Origin of the sequence: Streptococcus mitis (assembly GCF_003942865.1) — a bacterium.
Lineage (GTDB): Bacteria > Bacillota > Bacilli > Lactobacillales > Streptococcaceae > Streptococcus > Streptococcus mitis_BI.
The window spans coordinates 62,737-68,907 of the sequence record NZ_RJNZ01000010.1; the positions used below are offsets into that span (position 1 = coordinate 62,737).

Sequence of the window (6,171 nt, forward strand, 5' to 3'; positions counted from 1 at the left end):
TACAAATATTATCATTTTTCAAAAACAATTACCTATTTTAATATTTTATGCTATAATACTAAGTATAAAAAATAGGAGATGTTTATGAGTTCTTCAGAGTTTATTTCGAAGATTGATTATTATTGCCACAAGAAAGAAAGTCTTTTCAAGCAAAGTAAATTCAAGTATGCGATTCGTTCTATGTTTGCAGGTGCTTTTTTAACCTTCAGTACAGCTGCTGGTGCTATTGGTGCAGATTTACTTAATAGTATTGTTCCAAGTAGTGGGTATTTCCTTTTCCCATTTGTTTTTGCTTGGGGGCTGGTTTATATTGTCTTCCTAAATGCGGAATTGGTAACTTCCAATATGATGTATTTAACAGCAGGTGCATTTTTGAAAAAGATTGATTGGAAAAAGGCAATGATTATTTTACTCTATTGTACTTTGTTTAATCTCATTGGTGCCTTGGTGGCTGGATGGGCCTTTGCCAACTCGTCAGCCTTTTCCCATTTGACCCATGATAGCTTCCTTCCTAAGCTTGTAGCCAAGAAATTGGCGCGTCCAAGTGATTTAGTCCTGCTTGAGGGAATTCTTGCCAATGTATTTGTAAATATTGCCATTCTTTCATCTATACTAGTCAAAGATGGTGCTGCCAAACTATGGATTATTTTATCAGCTATTTCCATGTTTGTCTTCTTGTCCAATGAGCACATCGCTGCTAATTTTGCTTCCTTTAGTATTATGAAATTCAGCATGATTGCTGATCAAGTACCTCACTTTGATCTTCCAAATATCCTTCGACATTGGGGTGTAACCTTTATTGCTAACTTTATAGGTGGAGGTCTTCTGATTGGTTTACTGTATGCCTTTCTAAATAAGAATGAAGATACATATGTTGATTAAGAAGAGTTAGTGTATCAGGGAGAATCAGAACGATTCTCTCTTTTTCTTTTACAAAATAGGCTTGCAGAGAAAATCGTTTTTAAATTGTAAAAATAAAATATATTAAATAGAATAAAAGTTATTCCATGCAACCTCAATATTCTGATAACTAAAACTTCTAAAAGCTTATTATTAAAACAATGTAAACGATTACTGGTTTTATAAATTTATTAAAAATGCAATTAGGAAAGGCTTTTCATTATATCGATTTTATGTTATAATTATCACAAATAAAAGTTTTAGGAGTTTATCATGGTTTCTTCAGAATTTATCTCAAAGATTGAATTTGCTTGCAAGAAGAAAGAAAGTCTTTATAGTCAAAGCAAATTTAAGTATGCGATTCGTTCTATGTTCGCAGGTGCATTCTTAACTTTCAGTACAGCTGCAGGTGCAGTTGGGGCTGACTTGATTAATAAAATTGCACCAGGTAGTGGACGCTTCCTCTTCCCATTTGTCTTTGCTTGGGGATTGGCCTACATTGTTTTTTTGAATGCCGAGTTGGTAACATCAAACATGATGTTCTTGACTGCTGGTAGTTTCTTGAAAAAAATCTCTTGGAGAAAAACAGCTGAGATTTTGCTTTACTGTACCTTGTTCAACCTTATCGGGGCTTTGATAGCAGGTTGGGGCTTTGCTCATTCGGCAGCCTATGCACATCTGACACACGATAGTTTCATCTCAGGTGTTGTTGAGATGAAGTTAGGTCGCTCAAATGAATTAGTCTTACTTGAGGCGATTTTGGCAAATATTTTCGTAAATATTGCGATTCTTTCATTTGTTTTGGTCAAAGATGGTGGTGCTAAACTATGGCTCGTTTTATCAGCGATTTACATGTTTGTATTCTTAACAAACGAGCACATTGCTGCGAACTTTGCTTCTTTTGCGATTGTAAAATTCAGTGTTGCAGCTGATTCAATTGCTAACTTCGGTGTTGGAAATATGCTTCGTCACTGGGGTGTAACCTTCATTGGTAACTTCATTGGTGGTGGTCTCTTGATGGGTCTTCCATACGCCTTCCTCAATAAAAATGAAGATACTTATGTAGATTAAGACAATGAGCACGATTGAGTCGTGCTTTTTTTCATATTTAAAATATTAAAAATAAGGTAATAGCTATTTCTTATATCAAAATATAGAAAACTGATATTGGTAAACCATAACTTAAGGTGCTACAATATCCTTAATCAAACTATTTGGAGGTCGTTTTATGACTCGTGATTTTAAATTTGAAACCTTACAACTACACGCTGGTCAAGTTGTGGATCCAGCAACTAAGTCTCGTGCAGTGCCGATTTATCAAACAACATCCTTTGTTTTTGATGATACGCAGGAAGGTGCCGATTTGTTTGCCTTGAGAAAACCAGGTAATATCTATACTCGTATTACCAATCCTACAACAGCTGCTTTTGAAGAAAGAATTGCTGCCCTTGAAGGTGGTGTTGGAGCTCTTGCAACAGCATCAGGTATGGCCGCGGTTACTTATACGATTTTGGCTCTTGCACATGCTGGTGATCATGTAGTAGCAGCATCAACTATTTACGGTGGAACCTTCAATCTTTTGAAAGAAACTCTTCCTCGTTATGGGATCACAACAACCTTTGTCGATGTTGATAATTTGGAGGAAGTGGAAGCAGCTATCAATGACAATACCAAGCTTGTTCTGATTGAAACCTTGGGGAATCCTCTGATTAACATTCCTGACTTGGAAAAATTGGCTGAGATTGCTCATAAGCATCATATTCCACTAGTTTCGGATAATACCTTTGCTACACCTTATTTGATTAACGTCTTTTCTCACGGTGTAGATATTGCCATTCACTCTGCGACTAAGTTTATCGGTGGGCATGGTACGACTATTGGAGGAGTGATTGTCGATAGTGGTCGTTTTGATTGGGCAGCTTCAGGGAAATTCCCTCAATTTGTTGAGGAAGATCCAAGCTACCACAATTTGAGCTATACTCGTGATGTGGGTGCAGCAGCCTTTATTATCGCTGTCCGTGTTCAATTGCTTCGTGATACAGGTGCAGCCTTGTCGCCATTTAATGCCTTCTTGTTACTCCAAGGACTGGAAACCCTTTCTCTTCGTGTGGAACGCCATGTGCAAAATGCTGAGAAAATTGTTGATTTTCTTGTCAATCATCCTAAGGTAGAAAAGGTCAATTATCCAAAACTTGCTGATAGTCCTTATCATGCCTTGGCTGAGAAATATTTGCCAAAAGGTGTGGGATCAATCTTTACCTTCCATGTTAAAGGTGGGGAGGCCGAAGCTCGCAAGGTAATTGATCATTTAGAAATCTTCTCTGATCTTGCAAACGTAGCAGATGCTAAATCGCTTGTTGTTCATCCAGCTACAACCACTCACGGTCAATTGTCAGAAAAAGATCTAGAAGCAGCAGGTGTCACACCAAACCAAATTCGTTTGTCAATCGGTCTTGAAAATGTAGATGATTTGATTGAAGACTTGCGCTTGGCCTTGGAAAAAATTTAAAGAAAAAGAAGTTAAACAGTGGGTTTCGACTCACTGTTTTTGATTTTCCCTCAGGCATGATATAATGGATAAAGAAGTCTAGAAAGAGGAACGATATGAACGAAATCAAATGCCCTAACTGTGGGGAAGTCTTTACAGTAAATGAAAGTCAGTATGCCGAACTCTTGTCCCAAGTGAGAACGGCAGAGTTTGATAAGGAATTGCACGATCGAATGAAGCAGGAACTGGCCTTGGCTGAGCAAAAGGCCATGAATGAACAACAGTCTAAACTAGCTCAAAAAGACCAAGAAATTGCGCAATTACAGAGTCAAATCCAAAACTTTGATACAGAAAAAGAATTGGCCAAGAAAGAGGTTGAACAGACAAGCCATCAGGCTTTATTAGCAAAGGACAAGGAAGTGCAGGCCTTGGAAAACCAATTGGCCACCTTGCGTTTGGAACATGAAAATCAACTACAGAAGACCCTCTCTGACCTAGAAAAAGAACGAGACCAGGTTAAAAATCAGCTTCTCTTGCAAGAAAAAGAAAACGAACTCTCTCTTGCTTCAGTTAAACAAAACTACGAAGCTCAGCTTAAAGCAGCCAGTGAACAAGTCGAATTTTACAAGAATTTCAAGGCTCAACAATCTACAAAAGCAATCGGTGAAAGTCTGGAACACTATGCAGAGAGTGAGTTTAACAAGGTCCGCAGTTTTGCCTTTCCAAATGCCTACTTTGAGAAGGATAACAAGGTCTCTGCGCGTGGGTCTAAGGGGGACTTTATCTTCCGTGAATGTGACGAAAATGGAGTCGAAATTATTTCCATCATGTTTGAGATGAAAAACGAAGCAGATGGAACAGAGAAGAAGCACAAGAATGCGGATTTTTACAAGGAATTAGACAAGGACCGTCGGGAGAAGAACTGTGAATATGCGGTTTTGGTGACCATGCTTGAGGCTGATAATGACTACTTTAACACAGGGATTGTAGACGTCAGCCACGAGTACGAAAAGATGTATGTGGTTCGTCCTCAATTCTTTATCCAGTTGATTGGTCTTTTACGTAATGCGGCGCTTAATTCCCTAAAATACAAGCAGGAGTTGGCCTTGGTTCGCGAGCAAAATATTGACATTACGCACTTTGAGGAAGATTTGGATGCATTTAAACAGGCCTTTGCTAAGAACTATAATTCAGCTTCGACCAACTTTGGTAAAGCTATTGATGAAATCGACAAAGCCATCAAGCGGATGGAAGAGGTCAAAAAATTCCTAACCACATCTGAAAACCAACTTCGCTTAGCTAACAATAAGCTGGAAGATGTTTCCGTCAAAAAATTGACTCGAAAGAATCCAACAATGAAAGCAAAGTTTGAAGCATTGAAGGGGGAGTAAGATTACCTTAAAAACAGGAGTTCCTATGAAAAAAACTTTGAAATTTTCGGATATCTATATTGCATATTTACCACTAGTTGTGTTTCTTCTTAATCTCCTATATGGTCTTTTTAACATTGAAGGGGTAGATGACTCAGACTCAAGATATAGTTTATTATTTGGTGTTTTTGGCCTTGTTCCAACAGTCTTAGGCTACGGAATTAGCTTTTTAGCCAATCTTATTGTAGGTATAACTTATGTGATAAAGGCAAAAAATCGAACGAAATGTCTGATTGCATTCCTATTGATTGGCAATATTTTTTTAGCAATTTTTCTGATGTTTGTGCTAAGATTTAAAATGATCGTTTCCTTTGACTTTATAAAAGATATTGACCTTTGGAGTTTCATTTTTTCATTATTTTTATTTCCGTATTTAGATTGGATTTATCAAAAGGTTGAGTACAATCAAAAAGTGAGTAGAATTGTAGTCATTATAGTATTAGCGGGAACTCTTTCTCCATTTCTAGGTAGTGAAATTCAAACTTACTTGAGAAATAATGCCAAAGTACAACAATTACAAGAGTTTTATCATTCTAGGGATTTGAACTACGAATTAACACTTAAGTCTTCATACTATGATAGTAATATTTCCGATGTAGGTGTCTTTGATGTTTTCGATAAGGGAGTTACCATAAAAGTGGGTGCTAAGTACACGCGTCAAAAATTGAAATATGTTACTTTCATTGATCAAGACTACGGCCTAAAGGAATTTATAAAAAATGCTGTTTCAAGTGATGAAGCTCAAATAGTTCTAAAAGATTTTAAGTCAGTAGTAGAAGATGCTATAAAAAAGAAAGGTTATGATTTATCTGTATTTGATGCTGAAGATCAACCATTAGCTAGCCCAGGTTTTCAAATATCACGTTCGTTTAGAATCACTTCTTTTATTAAAGAAAAAGCAGCTCAAAATCAAAACTCATCTAGTATAGAGAAACAAGCATTTGGAGGATATGCAGCAATTTCTCTTAAAGACTATATGAAAGAGGGAGCCCTTCGTTTACGTTTAAGACTTAGTGAAAGTGACAAATTGAAGTTAGAAGACATTGATTTTTCAGGACTTTCCGATGGACACTACATGATCAATAATGACTATTTTATAGTTAACAACAGAATGTATACAATAGTTGAAGATGAAGGTGATTTTGAAAATTTTTTACTGAGAGAATCTAGTAAACAATTTTATTCGGAGGATTTTTATAAAATTGAAAAGCTTGATTAAATTATTAGCAAATAAAGATGTAAAATTTCTTTATAATATTTGTATTCGATTATCTTCATATTTAGTAGTTGTTGCAGTTTATATAGCAATTTTGGGTTTGTTTTTATTGTTTAAACAGAATATTATTGCAGTAC

5 protein-coding genes are annotated in these 6,171 nt (G+C 36.4%); all 5 read left to right on the forward strand.

The features are described from left to right. The first annotated feature begins 84 nt into the window (after positions 1–84). The 5 genes from D8845_RS07555 to D8845_RS07575 all read left to right on the forward strand — a co-directional run bounded on the left by D8845_RS07555 (position 85) and on the right by D8845_RS07575 (position 6,037). Positions 85–882: a formate/nitrite transporter family protein gene (locus D8845_RS07555; RefSeq protein ID WP_125453026.1), complete on the forward strand. Its 798-nt coding sequence runs from the start codon at positions 85–87 to the stop codon at positions 880–882. A gap of 291 nt (positions 883–1,173) precedes the next feature. Then, positions 1,174–1,971 carry a formate/nitrite transporter family protein gene (locus D8845_RS07560; protein WP_020900680.1) on the forward strand — a complete coding sequence of 266 codons (798 nt, stop codon included), beginning with the start codon at positions 1,174–1,176 and terminating at the stop codon, positions 1,969–1,971. A gap of 157 nt (positions 1,972–2,128) precedes the next feature. Further along, positions 2,129–3,409 (forward strand): O-acetylhomoserine aminocarboxypropyltransferase/cysteine synthase family protein, encoded by a 1,281-nt coding sequence (locus D8845_RS07565; RefSeq protein ID WP_125453027.1) that lies wholly within the window; start codon positions 2,129–2,131, stop codon positions 3,407–3,409. 95 nt (positions 3,410–3,504) lie between these two features. Beyond that, complete coding sequence (locus D8845_RS07570) at positions 3,505–4,779, forward strand: DUF2130 domain-containing protein (protein ID WP_125453028.1); 1,275 nt, start codon at positions 3,505–3,507, stop codon at positions 4,777–4,779. A 25-nt stretch (positions 4,780–4,804) separates the two neighbouring features. Next, complete coding sequence (locus D8845_RS07575) at positions 4,805–6,037, forward strand: glutamyl-tRNA amidotransferase (RefSeq protein ID WP_125453029.1); 1,233 nt, start codon at positions 4,805–4,807, stop codon at positions 6,035–6,037. Positions 6,038–6,171 lie beyond the last annotated feature (134 nt).

Coding starts and splice junctions, on each gene's coding strand:
- D8845_RS07565 (WP_125453027.1), top strand. CDS start 2,129: ATGACTCGTGATTTTAAATTTGAAACCTTACAACTACACGCTGGTCAA.
- D8845_RS07560 (WP_020900680.1), top strand. CDS start 1,174: ATGGTTTCTTCAGAATTTATCTCAAAGATTGAATTTGCTTGCAAGAAG.
- D8845_RS07555 (WP_125453026.1), top strand. CDS start 85: ATGAGTTCTTCAGAGTTTATTTCGAAGATTGATTATTATTGCCACAAG.
- D8845_RS07575 (WP_125453029.1), top strand. CDS start 4,805: ATGAAAAAAACTTTGAAATTTTCGGATATCTATATTGCATATTTACCA.
- D8845_RS07570 (WP_125453028.1), top strand. CDS start 3,505: ATGAACGAAATCAAATGCCCTAACTGTGGGGAAGTCTTTACAGTAAAT.